Source organism: Microcoleus sp. CZ3-B2 (assembly GCF_036705055.1).
Classification (GTDB): Bacteria; Cyanobacteriota; Cyanobacteriia; order Cyanobacteriales; family Microcoleaceae; genus Microcoleus.
In genome coordinates this window covers 1-17,570 of the sequence record NZ_JAUBTN010000055.1, presented here as the reverse complement: position 1 = coordinate 17,570, position 17,570 = coordinate 1, and the positions used below count along the sequence as shown (strand labels likewise).

13 protein-coding genes are annotated in these 17,570 nt (G+C 45.5%); 7 read left to right on the top strand and 6 right to left on the bottom strand.

Annotated elements, in window-relative coordinates; all coding sequences use genetic code 11:
* Window positions 1-267: 267 nt before the first annotated feature.
* The 3 genes from QUA97_RS21250 to QUA97_RS21240 all read right to left on the bottom strand — a co-directional run bounded on the left by QUA97_RS21250 (window position 268) and on the right by QUA97_RS21240 (window position 5,436).
* On the bottom strand, window positions 268-1,146 hold the full coding sequence (locus QUA97_RS21250; RefSeq protein ID WP_333195866.1) for a carbohydrate ABC transporter permease: 879 nt from the start codon (window positions 1,144-1,146) through the stop codon (window positions 268-270).
* Window positions 1,147-1,329: 183 nt separating this feature from the next.
* Window positions 1,330-2,793, bottom strand: coding sequence for a CIA30 family protein (locus tag QUA97_RS21245; protein WP_194065914.1), 1,464 nt, complete (start codon window positions 2,791-2,793; stop codon window positions 1,330-1,332).
* Window positions 2,794-2,889: 96 nt separating this feature from the next.
* Complete coding sequence (locus QUA97_RS21240; RefSeq protein ID WP_194065913.1) at window positions 2,890-5,436, bottom strand: ATP-binding protein; 2,547 nt, start codon at window positions 5,434-5,436, stop codon at window positions 2,890-2,892.
* A 584-nt stretch (window positions 5,437-6,020) separates the two neighbouring features.
* On the opposite strand from QUA97_RS21240, the gene QUA97_RS21235 reads away from it, so the two are divergent.
* Entirely contained in the window at window positions 6,021-6,410 is a 390-nt protein-coding gene (locus QUA97_RS21235; RefSeq protein WP_194065911.1) for a hypothetical protein, read from the top strand.
* 244 nt (window positions 6,411-6,654) lie between these two features.
* Here the strand turns inward: QUA97_RS21235 and QUA97_RS21230 are convergent, their stop codons facing one another.
* Both QUA97_RS21230 and QUA97_RS21225 read right to left on the bottom strand, forming a co-directional pair.
* Complete coding sequence (locus tag QUA97_RS21230; RefSeq protein WP_333195863.1) at window positions 6,655-7,509, bottom strand: Hpt domain-containing protein; 855 nt, start codon at window positions 7,507-7,509, stop codon at window positions 6,655-6,657.
* Between the two features lie 546 nt (window positions 7,510-8,055).
* Window positions 8,056-8,982 carry a DMT family transporter gene (locus QUA97_RS21225; protein ID WP_194065909.1) on the bottom strand — a complete coding sequence of 309 codons (927 nt, stop codon included), beginning with the start codon at window positions 8,980-8,982 and terminating at the stop codon, window positions 8,056-8,058.
* A gap of 446 nt (window positions 8,983-9,428) precedes the next feature.
* On the opposite strand from QUA97_RS21225, the gene QUA97_RS21220 reads away from it, so the two are divergent.
* Both QUA97_RS21220 and QUA97_RS21215 read left to right on the top strand, forming a co-directional pair.
* Window positions 9,429-10,223, top strand: a complete 795-nt coding sequence (locus QUA97_RS21220; protein ID WP_333195860.1) for an SDR family NAD(P)-dependent oxidoreductase — start codon at window positions 9,429-9,431, stop codon at window positions 10,221-10,223.
* Between the two features lie 524 nt (window positions 10,224-10,747).
* The gene (locus QUA97_RS21215) at window positions 10,748-11,782 is read left to right on the top strand and encodes an NAD(P)-dependent alcohol dehydrogenase (protein ID WP_228049722.1); all 1,035 of its coding nucleotides are present in this window, start codon (window positions 10,748-10,750) and stop codon (window positions 11,780-11,782) included.
* A 41-nt stretch (window positions 11,783-11,823) separates the two neighbouring features.
* Here QUA97_RS21215 and QUA97_RS21210 read toward each other — a convergent pair whose 3' ends face one another.
* Window positions 11,824-12,633 (bottom strand): calcium-binding protein, encoded by an 810-nt coding sequence (locus tag QUA97_RS21210; RefSeq protein WP_194065907.1) that lies wholly within the window; start codon window positions 12,631-12,633, stop codon window positions 11,824-11,826.
* A gap of 115 nt (window positions 12,634-12,748) precedes the next feature.
* On the opposite strand from QUA97_RS21210, the gene QUA97_RS21205 reads away from it, so the two are divergent.
* From QUA97_RS21205 to QUA97_RS21190, 4 genes are all read left to right on the top strand, one after another.
* Window positions 12,749-13,729: an ABC transporter ATP-binding protein gene (locus QUA97_RS21205; RefSeq protein ID WP_333195857.1), complete on the top strand. Its 981-nt coding sequence runs from the start codon at window positions 12,749-12,751 to the stop codon at window positions 13,727-13,729.
* Window positions 13,730-13,977: 248 nt separating this feature from the next.
* Complete coding sequence (locus QUA97_RS21200) at window positions 13,978-14,766, top strand: ABC transporter permease (RefSeq protein WP_194065905.1); 789 nt, start codon at window positions 13,978-13,980, stop codon at window positions 14,764-14,766.
* A 66-nt stretch (window positions 14,767-14,832) separates the two neighbouring features.
* On the top strand, window positions 14,833-15,039 hold the full coding sequence (locus tag QUA97_RS21195) for a hypothetical protein (protein ID WP_228049721.1): 207 nt from the start codon (window positions 14,833-14,835) through the stop codon (window positions 15,037-15,039).
* A gap of 219 nt (window positions 15,040-15,258) precedes the next feature.
* Window positions 15,259-17,385, top strand: coding sequence for a HEAT repeat domain-containing protein (locus tag QUA97_RS21190; RefSeq protein WP_333195853.1), 2,127 nt, complete (start codon window positions 15,259-15,261; stop codon window positions 17,383-17,385).
* Window positions 17,386-17,570 lie beyond the last annotated feature (185 nt).

Below are 17,570 nucleotides of genomic sequence, written 5' to 3'. Positions count from 1 at the left end.
TTAGTTATTTAACTTAATCTTTAAACAGGCTTGGTACTTGCGTGTTATTGCGTAGGGAAAATGTGCTAAATTTTACTTAATTAAATGAGATTCTGCGGTTGAAACCGCCGTCTTATCTTCTTCCTAATGACCAATGACCAATGACTAATGACCAATGACTAATGACCAATGACCAATGACTAATGACCAATGACCAATGACAAATTACCAATGACCAATGACTAATGACCAATGACCAATGACTAATGACCAATGACCAATGACTCCTCAATCATTGCGAGTCAAACCCTGAAGGCTAACTTGCAAAACCGACAAACCTAAAATCAGCAAAAATAACACTAGGGCGATGGTACAAGCATAACCAATTTCCAAATCCTTAAAAGCCCGTTCGTAAAGATAATAAACAACAGTCTTAGAACTATTGCGAGGGCCGCCCTGAGTCATAATATAAACTTCTTCAAAAACCTTAGTAGCAGAAATCGCCGAAATCACCGCCACCAAAACTAAATAAGGCTTCATCAGCGGCACAGTAATATCCCAGTGTTTCCGCAAACCTTCCGAACCATCAATCGCAGCAGCTTCGTAAAGTTCTGCCGGAATAGATTGCAGCCCCGCCAAATAAATCACCATGTAATAACCCAAGCCTTTCCATATAGTAACTGCCATCACGCTAAAGAGTACCACCTTGGGATTTGCCAGCCAAGAAACCGGAGGTAAACCTAACATTTCCCCGAACTGATTCAGCAATCCAGTTTCAGCAAACAGCCACTTCCAAGCAATCCCGGCGACAACCATCGAAATCACCGCAGGCGTGTAGTATGCTGCGCGGAACCAGTTCATCCCCCGCAGCTTTTGATTGCACAAAATGGCCATTCCCAGCGGTATAACAACCAATACAGGCACTACACAGATCAGATACAGCAGCGTATTGGTCAAAGTTTGCCAAAAAGTGCGATCGCGCCACAACCGATCGAAATTCTTCAAACCCACCCACTGCGGCATTTGAGTTAAATCGTATTCGTAATTAGTAAAACTCAAATAAAAAGCTTGCAGCGCCGGCCACAAAACCGTTAAAGTCAAAATAAACAAAGCCGGAAACAAAAACAAATAAGGCGTCAGATTTCGTCGGGAAAAATTCAAATGCATAAATTAGTTGTTATTGGTTATTAGTTATTAGTTATTATTTTACTCATCATACCAAATCTAGTTTCATCGGAATGATTAAACCGCGAAGACGCGAAAAGCGCGAAGGAAGAACTGCATCTTCTTCTTCCTCTTCCTTCGTGTTCTTTGCGTCTTCGCGGTTCGTTTAATCTTATTCCATAATTGTTATTTAACCCCAGAAAACAAAGCCTCCCAATCTCCCGGAGAACGAGAATCTTCCCCCTCTTTTACCTCAAATGTCACCTTACAAGCCTGCGGTTCTGACAAAGCTTGCACGCACAATTCTGCAATATCTTCCCGGCTAACTTTACCCCGAATATTGTCTCCTTGCTCGAATATCAAAGCTTTGCCGCCCGCTTCTTCAGTCAAAGCACAAGGTCTGACAACAGTATAAGGTATGCCGCTCGATCGCACGCAATCCTCACCTTTCAACTTCCAAGTCAAAATTCCCCCCAACATATCATTCATCCTCACAGCCGGCGGTTCCTCTTCCAAATTAAGTCCAGGGCGGCCCGGGCGCGTCACTCCAGCCGAACTCACCATCACAAATCGCGGCAACGTCTGCCCGCCATCAGCTTTAATAGATTCTAATTCCAGTTGAAAAACGCCCGGTGTAAATTTTGGATTCAGCCCGCCGTCGTATTCAAACTTGCTCAGCATTAACTGAAAAGAATAAATATTGCTCGGATCTAATTTCGAGCCATCTTTCACAGTTTTCGCCCGGAATACTGGAATTAACTTATCGAAGGGAACGGTGACAGTAATCCAAGTATTGTAAACAGTATCAAACGAATAGCTATAGCCAATGCCGTCCCATTTAGCCTCGCTACGCACGATCAACTTGTAGCGCTTACCATCCCCTTTTACCCGCAGTTGGAGGCCGCTAAATCCTGTGAGATTGAGGGGAGAATCGAAGTTTCGGGTGCGGACGGAAGCAAAGCCGCCGGAGTTTGCCGTGGAAACATTGCCCGTGAATATAGCTGTACTGTCTGTAAGGACGATCGAACTTTCGCTAGTGCCGCCCATCACAACATCGTCGAGAGCGCCCCAAGTTTCTTTTAAATCTTGGGTAGGTTTTGTGAAGTCGAAAATGATTTTTTCGCCTGCTTTAACGAGCTGGCTGCGAACAGCTTGCACTAAATTCTTGATGCCTTTGTATTCAACTATTTCGGGAACATCCACAACTTCCGGCATATAAAACTTGATGCCTTGATAGTATTTTTCCCTGGTTGGGGTGTCTCCTTCTACAGGTTGAACTTTGGTGCCGGTGCAGCAGATAACTGCATCTACCCCCTCGGTTACTAAGGGCGTTAGCGTCTCGGCGAGAGTGATATCTCCTTCGACTAATTCAACATTTTTTCCGAGAATTTCTGTTGCTCTTTTGGTATCTCTGACGAGACAGCGGACTTTATATCCCCGCTGTTGCAGCCGCTTGACAACTCGCTTTCCCACCCCGCCAGTCGCACCGGCTACGAGTACGAGTTTGGGTTCGTCTTTTTTCTGGTTGCTGCTGCTTCCGAACAGTTGTTGCAGCCAGCTAATGCTGCCAATGAAGGGAATAACGCCGAAATAAGCCAAGGTTTTGACAAATCTGCCGGCATCCCATTGGGCGGTATTTTTTTCTGTCACAGTCGCTTCCTCAAATTTGGCTCAAATCTACTTAGCTGCTTTTGTATTTTAGTCGAATTTTCGATTTGTGGATTTGGGAGGCGATCGCACTTTTTTTCATTTAACAATCGGTTTCGGATGAATTTGTCTCAGCGGAATCTCAATAATCAACTCGGTTCCCTCTCCGGGGGCAGAAATGCAGCTCAATTTGCCGCCGTGTTGTTTCACCACAATTTCCCAGGAAATTGCCAAACCTATTCCTGCACCTTTACCCACCGGTTTGGTGGAAAAAAACGGCTCAAATATTTTCTGGCGGACTGTTTCTTCCATACCCCAACCGTTGTCCTCGATCCGAACTTTTACGGCTTTTTCTTCCGAACAAACTTCTGTCACGATCCGAATTTGTCCGCTCTTGGCTGGCTCTTCTTTGCCGCCGCGCTGCGACGATAAGTGCTTGTTGACAAAGGCATCTTCTAGGGCATCAATTGCATTTGTCAGCACATTCATAAACACTTGGTTAATCTCAACTGCGTAACACTCAACCAAAGGCAGAGAGCCATATTCTTTGATGAGATGAATTGCAGGGCGATTCCCAAGGGGATAGCTTTGCTTCACGGGCTTCGGCTTAAGTCGGTTGCTCAAAATCAACAAAGCGCTGTCCAATCCATCGTGAATGTCAACTGGTTTAATCTCTGCTTCGTCAATTCTAGAGAAATTTCGCAGCGACTGAACTATCTCGCGGATGCGGTTAGCTCCTACTTTCATTGAACCCAGCAACTTGGGTAAGTCTTCAACTATAAACTCTACTTCTGCTGCTTCTATTTCTACTTTAATTTCTGGCGAAGGCGAGGGATAGTGCTGTTCGTAAAGCTGCAATAAATTGATGAGTTTTTCGCTGTATTCGTTGGCATAGGTAAGATTTCCGTAAATGAAATTAATCGGGTTAGTGACTTCATAGGCTACCGCCGCCACCAACTGTCCCAAACTCGACATTCTTTCGCTTTGCACTAATTGAGTTTGAGCGCGCTTAAGCTCAGACATCGCTATTTTTAAATGAGCGGTTTTTTCGCGTTCTCTGGCGACAGATGCTTCTAATGCTGTATTTAATTTGTTGAGTTTGTCGGCTTGGCGCAGGACTATATTAATCATTGCTTTTTTTAGTTCCAATGCTGCTTCTATTTCGCATGGTTTCCAAGGCAATGATTGGCAACTAACATTTTCTTTCCACAGCTCGAAGGATTTGCGAGGAGACAGTCTGGGGCTGCCATCTTCATCTATTTCAAGTTTTTTGTTGGGGTTTCCCGCCCAATTGACTGTCTGAATTACTTCTGGGCGAAACCACAAAACGTATATTTTTTGAATTGGCGATATTGCTACGGCTAAACACCCGCTGACTGTATCTTTAAAAGCCTCAGCTTCTGGATAGAATTTGGTCAACGAGTCTGTATAAAATATTTCTTTTTTGAGGTTTTTTTGCACCCAATTAGTTAAGCATTTAAGAGATTCTCCTTGAGGTGTTTCTCCGATTCGATAGCAATTGTCTCCAAATATTATTGCTGCTCCCTGGGCGTTGACTGCTTCCAGCAAATTGTGCTGGCATTTACCGAACACTTCTGACAAGTTTTCGGCGGTTGATATGTCTTCAAAAATCTTGGTTTGAATTGATTTTAAATAAAGTTTGTAATCGTAGTCTTCGTTTCCTTCTTTTGATTGCAGTTCTAAGGACATTACTTGTCCGATAAATTCGCAGGCGGCGCGCACTTCATAGTTGAGATATTTTGGTGTATAGTTGTGGCAAGCAATCAATCCCCACAGTTTTTGATCTTTGATTAATGAAATTGACATCGAAGCTGTCACACCCATATTTTGCAGGTATTCTATGTGAATGGGAGAAACGCTTCTCAATACGCAAAAGCTGAGGTCTACAGGTTTGTTGGGAATAGAATTGTTGCCGGAGACGAGGGGGACTGGTTGATAATTAATATCGGGAATCAACCTCAACCAATTTAACGAATACAGTTTTCTGGCTTGTTTTGGAATATCTGTATTGGGGTAGTTTAATCCTAAGAAAGGAGTCAGGTTTTCTGCTTTGTCTTCGGCGATGACAGCGCCGTTACCGTCGGGGTCAAATTGATAGACCATTACTCTATCAAATTGGGAAATTCTTCTGATTTCTTTGACAGTTTGCTGACATAAATTTTGGAGATTTGTGGCGTTTTGAATTTGGCTGACAGTGGATCTTACTGAATGATAAAAGCTAAATACCGAAAGACTTTCTGTGGTAGTGGCTAATTCTAATTCGACCATCAAAACTCCTTCTGTTCGGTGGAGTATGCAGTCAAATTTTAATGATTTACCTGCTTGTTCGATGGAGACTTTAATGGGATTGACGGTTTTTAAGTTTTCCTTTTCCAAGCAAGCATTAAATTTTTCTAGCTGAGCGCGATCGAATAATAAGCTCAAATTTTGACCGATCGCACTTTTGGCATCGAATCCCAACAACTCTTGCGTATTTTCGCTAACTTGCAGTATTTCTAGTTCAGGTTCTCGCACAACAATTAGCACCCCGTGCGGCTGAATGTGTCCCGATAGGTGAATGGGCTCTTTGTCGCAGTTTGTTAAGTCAACTTCTTCGAGTGCTGGGATTGTGATTTGTCGATTCATTTTCTCTATTTGGTTCTGTAAAATTTTGAGAGGGTTCTATAGATTTGAGATTTGAGTCGTGGGGGCGGGTTGATATCTCTAGACTGGTGGATTGATTTGTTGGTGAGGGGAGCCCCTACTATAATTTGTCGGGCGTTACCTTGGTAGTTGCTAGAAAATGGGCTTTGCAATCATCTCCAGAAGTGTTCGATCGCGTAACGGCTCGATTCCTTGACTGACCCTAGCAATTAATCATCCGAGCGTCCGCTAGTCGAAAACGATCTAGTCAAAAATCAACCAGCAGTTGTGTTGCTGCTCTACCGGCCCGGGCATTCTAGATATTTTTGCAGACTTGGCTCTTCAGTTGCGATCGATCCCCCCTGTTAATTATGCCAGCACTTCTTACTATTCTTCAAGAACTTTTAATAATTTTCCACAAAGTTAATTTTGTGGTAAAATATGGCTCGCTGGAACGGGGAGAGAGAGATGTGTCTTCCGACCGGCCCTGGGAGGAAAATATTAAGTTAAGCTAATGATGACAGGAGCTGAAAGTCAAGTTACGTTAAGCTCTTTAAGTATATCCAACAGGCCCGACAATTAGACTAATGCTCGACTTCAATACAGCTACTCAGTTTTCCCATACCTACTGCATAGGTATCTGTGCTTTTTTAGTTCCGGCAAACTTGCTGACTACTTTGCAAACAGGGATTTTGATCGGACTAAACCGACCTCGAATGCAAGTTTGGGCGTCTGCTGTTGTGGCTGGATTTTGGGCTGCCGCAATGTTATTTCACGTTTTTACCTGGTTCGCGATCGGGGTTGTAATGCCTCCGACATACATCTTGCTAGCTATGGCGATCGCTTGTCTGACTATCAATATCTGGGCAGTGGCGCATCCTTCCAGCATGATGCAATTAATTAAAGTTGTGATATCAGCTTTCAGGGGGATTTTAGAAGAAGGAAGAAGGAAGAAGGAAGAAGTCATTAATCATTAATCATCAGTCATCAGTCATTAGTCATTAGTCATTAGTATTAGTCCTGTCCCCCGCGAGCTTTCCGTACAACGTCATCAGGAAGAAGGAATAAGGAAGAAGAAAGAACTTGGCATTTGATAGCATTAACAAGGAAGAAAGAAGAATTTGATAGCGAGCTATATCAAAAGTTTGATGGAGAATATTGATTTTTTCTAAAATATTCCTTGGTGGCTAATCCTGGTTCGCAATCTGATTTTTATAATCCTTATTCTGGTTCGCGATCGCGACAATCTTCATCTTCCGGGCCGCGGGGATGGATCGTGCAGTTGAGCGCATGGCCGCCGTCGCTTCTGCCGTAATAGTAGCGACATCCGTTGCAAATTGCGGGAGGCTCGATCGCACTTGGGTAAAGCGGATAATCCGTCACCAGTAACGAAAAGTCTCGCTGAGTCTGAAAAGTCCCGATAATAGCGCCCGAGAGTTCGACAGCTTGGCGGATGTTTTCGATCCTGGTGTAAGGAGGCCGGTAAATGTCAAGATAAAGGCGAAGGCCATCGCCTTCTTGCTCGTGGCGAGTAATAGTACCTCGGAGCAAACCGACGCGCGACGCAATGGCGGAGGAAAATTCATCCAATGATGTGCAGTAACCGGAGAAAATGTGAATGTGTTCGTCGGTAGTAACTCTCACAGTCAGGCGAGTCGGAATCAGCACTCTCAAATAAGCGTCGAGTTCGTCAAAAACCGGTTCAGCGAGGGAGAGCATTTGATTTGCATCTTCGTGGTTGAGGCCAAAAAATTTAGAAACCTTGTGCATGAGGGCTGCTAAAATATCAGATACTTCAGTTAACAGCGATTGCAGCCTGTTATCAACGGCGATCGGACATTCTCTAAGCACTTTTAAATAATCCTCCAAGCGATGGGCAATTCGCTGAATGCTGCTAAATCCGAGCATAGCAGCTCCCCCTTTGATCGAGTGCGAGGCTCGGATGAGCTGGTGTATTCTTTGGGGAGCTTGCACAGTGTTTTGCAGGCCAAGCAAGCCTTGTTCGATGATTTGGATGTGTTCTGTGGCTTCTTCTAGAAAGTAGCCGATGACCCGCTGTAATTGTTCTGGCAGCATAATTTTATTCTCCGAAATGCACCCAAATATTATTAGTCATTAATTATTAGTCATTAGTCATTAGTCATTTTAGCTGCTCGCGAAGTCGAAGGCTAGTCATTCGTCATTGGTCATATCACGTTCGGTCTACGATCGTAACAAAAAAGGTTCCTAGTGCAGACTAAATTCCGTTCCCGGATTGCGGACTTTAGTCCGCACTACCAACCAATTCTGCCAGGGAATTTATTCCCTGAGAGCAGGCGTGTAAGTCGGTTAAAACCCACCCATTTTCTGGGTTTTTTAGTTTTTTTTAACCCAATGCGAGCTAGTCGGTAAACGAAAAATCCAAAATGTGATTAATCACAAGCCCTTGTAGGAGGGAAAGGAAAAATTAATTGCCCTCGCTGGCAATCTCCTCGCGCGTAAGTCCGAGGTAACTATCAACCTGTATGCTGTTTGCTATAAACTGTGGAAACTCCTTGATATGCTCCCCACTGATTTGTATTTTGTAGCTCTAATCTTTTTTATTCTGACTCACGCCAACTGTAGTGGCAAGGCTGAGAATTCTTAACTGTTGACTGTGCTTTTTTTTGCTCCGACTGTAGCGGTTGCTACGCCAAATAGCAGTATCGCAGCACCTGCGAGTACCGCCAGCGCGGGCACTTCCCGAAACAGCAAATAACCCAAAAAACTCGCCGCTACTGGTTCAAACAATACGGCAAGAGTTACTATAGTTGGGGAAATTTGCACTACGGCCCAGTTTAAAATGGTGTGGCCGATTAATTGAGGCAAGACAGCCGTCAACAAAATATAAAAATATACAATGTGCGAATAATCGGTATAACGGGTGCCCAAGGCGAGGGGGAGAGGCAGCAGGACGATCGCACTAACAGTATAGGCGATCGCGATATAACCGCCAATTCCCAGTCCCCGCCGCTGAGCTTCGCGCCCCAACAGCAGGTACAAGCTGACAGCCCAGGAACCAGCCAGAGCCAGGAAATCGCCTAGGAGTTTACTGCTGCCGGCACTTTCTGCGCCCGCACTCCCCAGGGCGATCGCCATTCCCCCTGCAAGGGCTATAGTAATGCCAGCGATCGACATTTTGGTGAGTTTTTCGCCAAACCAGAAGCGCGACAACAGCGCTATCCAAACCGGAGTTGTGGTGACGAGGGCTGTTGAAGCCGCAATCGAAGTATAAGAAAGTGAGGTAATCCAGAGAGCAAAGTGCAGGGCGAGACACAAACCAGCCGCCGCAGCATAGCGCCGAGCTCCCGGTTGCAAAGAATTCCACTGAATTTTCTGCCAAGCCGGAAGCAGAATTAAGGAAGACAAACTCAAGCGAGAAGCGGCGAGGATCAGACTGAAACCGAGGCCGCCCGCGCCTGCTTCCATGTTCGCCAGCCGAATTAAAATCGAAGAAGTTGAGACTGCCAAAACGCCGATAATTAACAATAGGGCGATCGACCAATTCTGCGGTTGTTTCGGAAAATTCATTTTTTCGAGAATTGGTAATGGGGAATTGGTAATTGGTAATTAGTAAAATCTAGATCCCAATCTGTGCAGCCAATCATAACTTTTAATTTTATCTTACCTTCTCCTCTCTTTCTTCGCGTTCTTTGCGCCTTCGCGGTTCGTTAAAAAAAAGCCCATCGCCAATCCTTAAAAATTACCACACTCAAAAACAACAATCTAGAGCGCGCCTAAAATAACCTTAAATCTGCTATAGTTTCAATACCGCAGGGCAGGGCGGGTTTATGAGATTGTAGATTGTGGGCAATTATTGTTGGCGAACCCGCCCCCTACAAAATTCAACATCACACAAGTCCGAATCATTTCGTTTTTAGTTGCATCGGTATTGTTCCAACAGTCAACAGCCAACAGCCAACAGTCAACAGTCATTCCGGTTGAACCGGAATTTATCTTACAAAGTATAACTATCTATGGCTCCTACAGTTTTGATTACAGGCGCTTCTCAAGGAAGCGGCAAAGCAACGGCACTGTTATTTGCCAGCAAAGGTTACGATGTAGTGATGGTGGCTCGCGAGCCAGAGAGATTGGCAGCAGCAGCGGCTCAGGTGCAGCGTGAAGGCACTTCCGCTTTCCCTATTGCGGGGGATGTGGGCGACATTCAACAAGTGCGGGCGATCGTCCAAAAAGCCCTAGATACTTGCGGAAACATTGATGTTTTGGTGAATAATGCCGGGATTTGTCTTGCGGGGGCGATCGAGCAAACCACCTCCGAAGATTGGCAGCAATTAATGAATACCAATTTTTGGGGCTGCGTTAACACAATTCAAGAACTTTTACCACATTTTCTCGATCGCAAAACGGGTACAATCGTCAATCTTGGTTCCATAGGCGGCAAAATGCCCTTGCCTCAAATGACCGCTTATTGCGCCAGCAAATATGCAGTAACCGGTTTAACAGAAACTTTGCGATTGGAATTAGCGCCCCGAGGCATTCACGTTTGTGCCGTACATCCGGGTTTGATCGACAGCGATTTTTTGGAAAGAGCTCAATTTCGCGATCGAGACGAACCAGCAGTCGAATTGCGCCGCCAACAAATGACCGAAATGTTGAAATCAAACTGGGCTTCTCAGCCGGAAGATATTGCTAAAGCAATCTGGGATGCTGTAAAGAATCAGCGTGCAGAAGTTACCGTCGGCCCAGCTTTCTTTGCATCGGAAGCCTATCGATTATTCCCCGGTTTGATGCAATTATTCATGGGTAATTAGTCATGGTTATTAGTTATTAGTTATTAGTTATTAGTTATTAGTTATTAGTTATTAGTTATTAGTTATTAGTTATTAGTTATTAGTTATAGCAGTTTTCACTCTCAATGAGCGATCGAGCGATCCTTCAATCCTTCAATCCTTCAATCTAATATCTCAACCTGTACCTTTTTGAGAAAGGCTATATTAATTATTAGTGCTGTCCCCCACGAACGTTATAAGGAATGAAAATTTAATAACTTCAGCGATTGCTCGTTACCAGGCTCTGCCTGGTAATGCAGATCCGGAGGCTCTGCCTCCTTTTATCTGGCAACTTACAGGAGAGACGACTGTAGGAGGTGTTTAAGTTATTAAGTTTTCCATCCTAAGTGCTTGTCACCAAGGAGAACCAGATCGCGCTTCAGGGGCGAAAAAAAGCCTCTGTTGACCTCTCTGCTTCGGGAGAGAGGAGTGTGGCAGATAGTTTGAGTTATTAAATTTAAATTTCTCAAAAAATAGACGGTTCAACCAGACCAAATACTATTATAATGACAAAAAAACCAGAAAATATCACCATGCAAATCACAGCATTAGCAGCAAAAAAAGCAGGCGGGTTGCTTGAAGAATACAAATTTGATGTCGCAGCGCCCAAGGTGCACGAATGTCTAATAAAAGTGTTAATTTGTGGCATCTGTCACTCGGATTTGCACATGATTGACAACGATTGGGGTCAATCAAAATATCCCCTGGTTCCCGGTCACGAAGTTATCGGAGAAGTGGCAGAAATAGGGTCGCAAGTGACTCATTTAAAAGTAGGCGATCGCGTTGGTGTCGGCTGGCAAAGGTCGTCTTGCTTGCATTGTCGCGACTGCTTGCGCGGTAACGAAAATCTCTGCGATGAAAACCAGGGATTAATTGTTACAGGGCCCGGCGGTTTAGCCGATTATTTAATGGTAGATTCCCGCTTTGCTTTTCCTATTCCCAAAGGCATCGATTCCAAAGTAGCCGGGCCGTTGCTGTGTGGCGGAACTACTGTTTACGCCGGTTTGCGAAACGCGGGAATGAGTTCTGGGCAAGAAATCGGCATTCTCGGCATCGGCGGTTTGGGACATCTGGCCGTGCAATTTGCTAAAAAATTAGGCAACCGCGTTACAGTTTTTACTACTTCCCAAGATAAGGCAGAATTTGCCCATAAAATGGGGGCGGACGAAGCTATTGTAGTAGGAAAAGGCGAAGTTCCTCAACCGCCTAGCAGTAAATTAGATATTTTGTTGAGCACTGTTCCTGCTGCTTTGGATTGGGTTCCCTACATTGATTTTCTCGATTCTGACGGTGCCCTGGCTTTTGTGGGAGTTCCCGACGCACCTTTGAGTATTCCGTTATTTTCGCTGCTGGCGAAGCGCCGCCGAATTACGGCTTCTCCGATCGGCGGTCGCGCTATGATTCATGAAATGCTGTCAGTTTCAGAGAAGTTTGGAATTGAGCCGATTGTCGAAGTTTTTGCGATCGCACAAGCGAATGAAGCAATCCAGAAAGTCCGCGACAATAAAGTGCGCTATCGCGCAGTTTTGACAGTAAGTTAGATCCTTAGTAAGGTGCGTAATTCGCACCCCAGACCTACAAATTACAGCAGAGAACTAGCATTAATCAAACGGCCGGTTAAATCAGCAGGCGTTACATTCAGCACAGTACCCAACAAAGCCTGATTAGAACCAAATCTAATATTAGTAGCTTCCACGCGCCCGTTGCCGTCTGGATCGAGACTTTCCTGCGAGATACCGCCCTTGGCTAACAAACTCATTCCCCCCGTTATAGTTCCAGGATTTAGCAGCAGCAGTCTCGGATCGTCCAAGCTATAACTTGTCTGTTCCAAGAAGACAAGAGTAGTGCTAAAATCCACACTAAGTCCGATAGAATCATTCGACTTATCAAAGTCCACAATTACTGCATCAGGAACTTCTATTCCCCCTACTCCCATTCCCGCTTGATCGACTCGAAAAACAAAAACATCTCTCCCCGCACCTCCTTTGTAAATATCCACATCTCTGTCGCCAATTAAAGTATCGTTACCATCACCGCCAACTAACAAATCAACACCTTGACCGCCGCGCAGCAAATCATTTCCCACACCGCCATCAATAAAATCGCTATTTCTATCCCCTGTCAAAACATCATTCCCACTTTTTCCCAAAATATCGTCATCACCTTTGCCGCCGTAAATAGAATCATTGCCGGGCCCGCCTGACAGACTGTCCTTACCATCGTTGCCGAAAATCCGTTCTGCATCCGATGAACCCGTGACAGTATCATTGCCGCCCAGCATCCAAACTCCCCCAGAAAAACTAGCAAGTTGTCCCGGTACAAGTGTAATATTTTCAGGAGAATTGTCTCCTACCAAACGAGAGATGCGTGAACGATCGGGAGTGAGTACCATAGTTGTAAATTTTTTGCGATTAATGGATATCTGACAATTATTTCCATCTTGGCACAGCCGATCGCAAAATCGCAGATTAAAATAAAAGTTAAAATTAAAGTTAAAATTAAAGCCGATGCCAATTATCTTTGTAGAAGACTTGAGCAAAGTTTATCCAGTAGCGATTAAACAACCGGGACTTAAGGGAACAGTCCAGCACTTTTTTAACCGCACTTACCGCAATATCAAAGCAGTTGACGGCGTTTCTTTCAGTATTGAACCCGGAGAAGTGGTGGGGTTTCTCGGCGCTAACGGTGCGGGCAAAACTACGACGCTGAAAATGCTGACTGGTTTAATTTATCCCTCTGATGGTACAGTGACAGTGTGCGATCGCACTCCCTTCCGCCGCCAAGCAGATTTTCTGCAAAAAATTACCTTAGTGATGGGGCAGAAACAACAGTTAATTTGGGATTTACCAGTGCTCGATTCTCTGCGAATCAACGCCGCTGTCTATGGAATTTCCGATGCAGATTATCGGCGGCGAGTCGGAGAATTGACAGAAATGCTGTCACTAGAAGGCAAGTTAAATCAAGCAGTGCGAAAGCTATCTTTGGGCGAACGCATGAAAGCAGAATTCATGGCTGCCTTGCTGCACCAGCCGGAGGTATTATTTTTAGATGAACCGACTTTAGGTTTAGATATCAACGCACAGTTTAGCGTCAGGCAATTTCTCCGGGAATATAACGAGCGCTATCAAGCAACGGTACTTTTGACAAGTCACTACATGGCTGATATTACTGCTTTGTGCAAGCGCGTTTTGTTAATCCATGAAGGGCAATTAGTTTATGATGGCAGTTTGGACGGATTGCTCGACAGGTTTGCACCTTATCGGGAAGTTCAAGTAAAATTAGCCGAACCCTTGGCCAAAGATAGCGCTTTTGGTTACGGCGAGGTAGAATCAATTGAAGGTAATTCCGTGCGGTTTTTGGTAAAAAGGGAGGAACTGACGGTAAGCGTGTCGAAGATTTTAGCAGAATTAGAAGTTATCGATTTGAGTGTTACCGATCCGCCAATTGAAGAGGTAATTGGTCGAGTTTTTCGCACGGGTAAAGTGTAGATATTACTCCTATCTCCCTTGACAAAGGGAGCAAACAACCGTCAAACATTTTCTTTGTTAAGGGGTCAAGAAAGCATCAAATTATCTTTTAAGAAAGGGGATTTCGGGAGATCGTGATTTATTATTACCAGCCTTTTTACCCTGCTCGTGTCTCGTTACCAGAATCTGCCTGGTAGCGCACATTAAGAATCTCTACCTATTTCTTCTTTCCTTGAGTTAAATTCAGTATTCTTTCAGTGAAAATGAATATGAAAAAAAACATTAAAATTGCTAAAACTTTGCTCGTCACCTACTACGCTTATATGCTCGAATACCGGGAGGAATTGTTTTTGTGGGCGCTGTCGGGAGCTTTGCCGTTTATCTTGATGGGTGTGTGGATGCAAGCGGCCGAAAGTGGTGAATTTGCGCTGAAGCAGATCGACTTTGCCCGTTACTTTTTAGCAGCTTTCATAGTCAGACAAACTAATGTGGTTTGGGTGATTTGGGAGTTTGAAAAAGAAGTCGTGGAAGGTAAGTTATCTAATAGATTGTTGCAGCCTCTAGATCCCGTATGGCATCACTTCGCATCTCACGTTTCCGAAAGGTTTGCGAGGCTACCGTTTGTATTAGGATTAGTGCTGCTATTTTTTGCACTTTACCCGCAGTCTTTTTGGCTGCCGAGTTTGGGCAGATTTTTGCTGTTTTTGTTGGTTCTCGTTTTCGCTTTTTGTTTGCGGTTCCTGATTCAGTATACCTTTGCGCTGTTTGCTTTTTGGATCGAGAGGGCAAGTGCGATCGAACAATTCTGGTTTTTAATGTACCTGTTTTTATCGGGACTTGTCGCGCCGCTAGAAGTGTTTCCCCCAGCCGTGCGCGAAGTAGTTTTGTGGACACCGTTTCCTTATTTAATTCATTTTCCCGCTGCAATCTTGATAGGATTGCCCGTAGATGTAGGCCGCGGTTTACTGGTAATGTTGGGTTGGAGTGCGGTGTTTTTTGTGTGGAATCGCTGGCTGTGGCGGCAGGGTTTAAAGCAGTATTCCAGCATGGGAGCTTAAATAATCATTAAAATTTAAAAAATTGTAGAGTGCGTCCCAGTAAGATATCGATGGTTTTGGGTAGGTGTGCGATCGCCTCCAACGATCGCCCCGAATACAGGTGTTTGTGCTTTGGTTGCTGCAAAACAAGTGGGGATTTTGCGAGTCGGAAACGGTGATGAAGTTAATGCTTTGAGCAATTACCGCCTGAATTGTTCGATCACCCTCCGCCAAAACCCAATATTTCTGTGGGTGCTGGCGGCTTTTGCATTGAGGCGCGACGCTGGTAAATAATTGTGGTATAAAATAGAGTCGATCGGCTGCATACTACAATACCGAGCAGAGGAAGGTTGAAACCCCGCCAGCGTCAAACTTGCGTTTGCTTGGGCCATCGAGGGCGAACACCTTTGCGGTGTAAAGAAAATAAGGTAATTTTAATCGCCCTTTCTTCAAGCCGCTCTTTTATGGTTCAAGCCTGTATAAACCTGATGTCAACCGCCGAGTCTTTTTTAAATGCAAACAAACTCTAGGGGACAAGATATTGGTATGTTGTTAAAAAAACTTGTTTGCGAAAATAATCCCCAGACAGTTGCAGAGTTAATCGACGCACAACTCAAAACTGGTCAACTGACTTGGACTCAACTCAAAACACAAGTTTTCGAGCAGCACTGGCGGGACGAATCTTTGCAGGATGTCTTCACAGAAATTGCAGCTAAATTAGATAGAGAAACAGCGAGCGAACTGATAGAATGTTTGACGGATCAAAACGGTCAACCGGAAAAATTTATTAATTTGTTTTTAGCAGCGGGCTGCCTGTTAAAAGTTAAAAATGGCATCAATAAAAACACCGAAAAAAAACTGTTAAATGCTTTAAAAAAGCTATCACAATACGGTACGGCTTTCCTGATTCTTTATCAAAACGCTCAAGAATTGCAGGAAACTTATCAAATTCGCGATCGCTCGATCGCAACGATCGCCCAAACCTGGAAAAACGACCCCCAAACCCTGCCCTGGCTGAAAATACTCGCACACTCCAGCGACAGCGGCGAAGTCCGGGCCACAGCAGTCAAAGCCATAGCCCGCAGTTGGTCTGACGAGCCAGAAATTTACCTGATGCTCAAAAAACTCGCTAAATTCGATACAAGTTGGGCAGTGCGATCGGCTGCGATCGCAGAAATGGTCGCGGGTTGGCCCGATAAAAAGGATACCTTGCAACTGGTGGCCGCCCTGGCTAAGTTCGATCGCAGTCCGACCGTCCGCACCTGCGCGCTGGAACTGTTGGCCCGTCGTTGGCGCGATCGAACAGATACCTTACTGCAGCTGAGAACCGCCGCCGAATCCGACGAAAATTTGGGAGTGCGAGTCGCAGCGTGGCAAGAAATAGCCAGAGGTTGGCACAGCGTTTTAGGTACTTTCTCCCTGCTCAAAAACTTGACCGAGACAGGAACTTCTACCCTGCGAACATTAGCTGTGCGGGAGTTGGCAGCGGGCTGGCAGGCCGTGGCAGAAGTTGGCCTGCTGCTGAAAACCCTAGCCGTATCCGACAGCAGCGAACAAGTGCGGACAGCAGCGATCGAAGAATTAGCTTCGCGCTGGCGGGCCCAACCAGAGATTTATCCGCTGCTCAAAAGTCTCGCCGAGTCCGACCAGAGTTCCACCGTCCGGCAGGCAGCAGTCCAAGGAATTGCCTCTGGCTGGCCGTCTAACCCCGCAACTCTGCCTTTTTTGCAAAATATAGCTGCGGGCGATCGCGACGCCGAACTGCGCGAAATAGCCCTGCAACAGATTGCCGCAGGTTGGCCCGACAGCCCGGATACATTGCCCCTGCTGCAAAAAATAGCGGCCTCAGAGGATTATTGGACTGTGCGCCAAGTAGTAGTAGCAGCTGCAGCCACCTTACCGTCAGCCAGTCTCGAAGTCTTTGAGTGGTTGAAAAATCTCGCCGAGTCAGACAGACACCTCAACGTCCGAGAAACTGCGGTGGAACAGATAGCAAGGGGCTGGGGACACCGCGACGAGACTTTGCTTTTTCTCAAAAAACTCGCGGAGTCGGAGGGAGACGCTCACCTGCTGAGCGTGCTGGTGCGAGAAATAGCGCGGAAATGGCCCGAAGAGCCGGAAACCTTGCTGTGGTTGAAAATTCAGCTTGATTCTGGCGAGGAGGAGGTGCGGGAAGTGGCGGTGCAGGAACTCGCTCGCAACTGGCCTTCGGGTGCTGAAACTTGGAGGATGCTGGAGGTTAAAGCAGAGGGCGATGAGAGTCCGGCGGTTAGGCAAATCGCTTTGCAAAAGTTAGCTCGCGGGCGGACAAATGAGTCTCAAACTTTTGAGTGGCTGAAAATTCGGGCAGCGCAGGATGAAGATTCTCAGGTGCGGGCGATCGCTCTGGTAGAGTTAATGCGGGGGTGGAAAGACGAGCCTGGAATGTTTGAGTTTTTGCGCCAGAGAGCTCTGACTGACTCCTACGATAGAACAGGTTCTTTTGCTTACAATCCCAGATTTACAGCACTCGAAGCAATTATCGAACATTATCCCGAAAATGCGGAAACTTTGCCTCTGGTGCGATCGCTGGCCGTTTCCGACGCCGACGAGCAAGTGCGAGCCTTAGCGGGCCGCCGACTCAGGAGCGAAGATTGGTAAGTGGTTAGCTGGGACATAAATTGCGGCGATTTATGTTGATTTTTCCGCGCGATTTATGTTAATTTTTGCCCCGGAGCGCGGGTTATGGTTCCACCAAAAACTCAATTCATATCAAATCCGGTAGCATCGGAATGATTCAGATATATATTCTCGGACTCTGTGTACTCTGCGTACTAATAAGGTTA

Bases quoted from the DNA above. Each gene is read 5' to 3' on its own strand.
- QUA97_RS21250 (WP_333195866.1), bottom strand. From the start codon at position 1,146: ATGCATTTGAATTTTTCCCGACGAAATCTGACGCCTTATTTGTTTTTG.
- QUA97_RS21240 (WP_194065913.1), bottom strand. From the start codon at position 5,436: ATGAATCGACAAATCACAATCCCAGCACTCGAAGAAGTTGACTTAACA.
- QUA97_RS21235 (WP_194065911.1), top strand. From the start codon at position 6,021: ATGCTCGACTTCAATACAGCTACTCAGTTTTCCCATACCTACTGCATA.
- QUA97_RS21230 (WP_333195863.1), bottom strand. From the start codon at position 7,509: ATGCTGCCAGAACAATTACAGCGGGTCATCGGCTACTTTCTAGAAGAA.
- QUA97_RS21225 (WP_194065909.1), bottom strand. From the start codon at position 8,982: ATGAATTTTCCGAAACAACCGCAGAATTGGTCGATCGCCCTATTGTTA.
- QUA97_RS21220 (WP_333195860.1), top strand. From the start codon at position 9,429: ATGGCTCCTACAGTTTTGATTACAGGCGCTTCTCAAGGAAGCGGCAAA.
- QUA97_RS21215 (WP_228049722.1), top strand. From the start codon at position 10,748: ATGACAAAAAAACCAGAAAATATCACCATGCAAATCACAGCATTAGCA.
- QUA97_RS21210 (WP_194065907.1), bottom strand. From the start codon at position 12,633: ATGGTACTCACTCCCGATCGTTCACGCATCTCTCGTTTGGTAGGAGAC.
- QUA97_RS21205 (WP_333195857.1), top strand. From the start codon at position 12,749: ATGCCAATTATCTTTGTAGAAGACTTGAGCAAAGTTTATCCAGTAGCG.
- QUA97_RS21200 (WP_194065905.1), top strand. From the start codon at position 13,978: ATGAAAAAAAACATTAAAATTGCTAAAACTTTGCTCGTCACCTACTAC.
- QUA97_RS21190 (WP_333195853.1), top strand. From the start codon at position 15,259: ATGCAAACAAACTCTAGGGGACAAGATATTGGTATGTTGTTAAAAAAA.